This is a genomic window from Serratia sp. M24T3, assembly GCF_000257645.1.
GTDB lineage: Bacteria > Pseudomonadota > Gammaproteobacteria > Enterobacterales > Enterobacteriaceae > Rouxiella.
The window spans coordinates 1-346 of sequence record NZ_AJHJ01000106.1 but is presented as its reverse complement, the minus strand read 5'-3'; the positions used below and the strand labels follow the sequence as shown (position 1 = coordinate 346).

The window sequence follows — 346 nt, the reverse complement described above, 5'->3', positions numbered from 1 at the left end:
GAGACGAAAGTTTCAATGAAAATCAGCTTGTTCAAAGATTGGTTCTGATGGCTATCTGCAGGAATGTGGAAAGCGGTTGGAATGAAACAGAATTTGCCTGGCGGCAGTAGCGCGGTGGTCCCACCTGACCCCATGCCGAACTCAGAAGTGAAACGCCGTAGCGCCGATGGTAGTGTGGGGTCTCCCCATGCGAGAGTAGGGAACTGCCAGGCATCAAATTAAACATCTTACTGTGAATTTACCAGTTGGATGTTGCAGTAGATTAGTATGCTGATATGGCTCAGTTGGTAGAGCGCACCCTTGGTAAGGGTGAGGTCCCCAGTTCGACTCTGGGTATCAGCACCAG

Annotated in this window: 1 tRNA gene and 1 rRNA gene; both read left to right on the top strand. The window is 50.3% G+C overall.

Annotated elements, in window-relative coordinates:
* Positions 1-96: 96 nt before the first annotated feature.
* Positions 97-212: ribosomal RNA gene (gene rrf, locus SPM24T3_RS24185) — 5S ribosomal RNA — on the top strand.
* A gap of 57 nt (positions 213-269) precedes the next feature.
* Positions 270-345, top strand: a tRNA-Thr gene (locus SPM24T3_RS24180).
* Position 346: the final 1 nt, after the last annotated feature.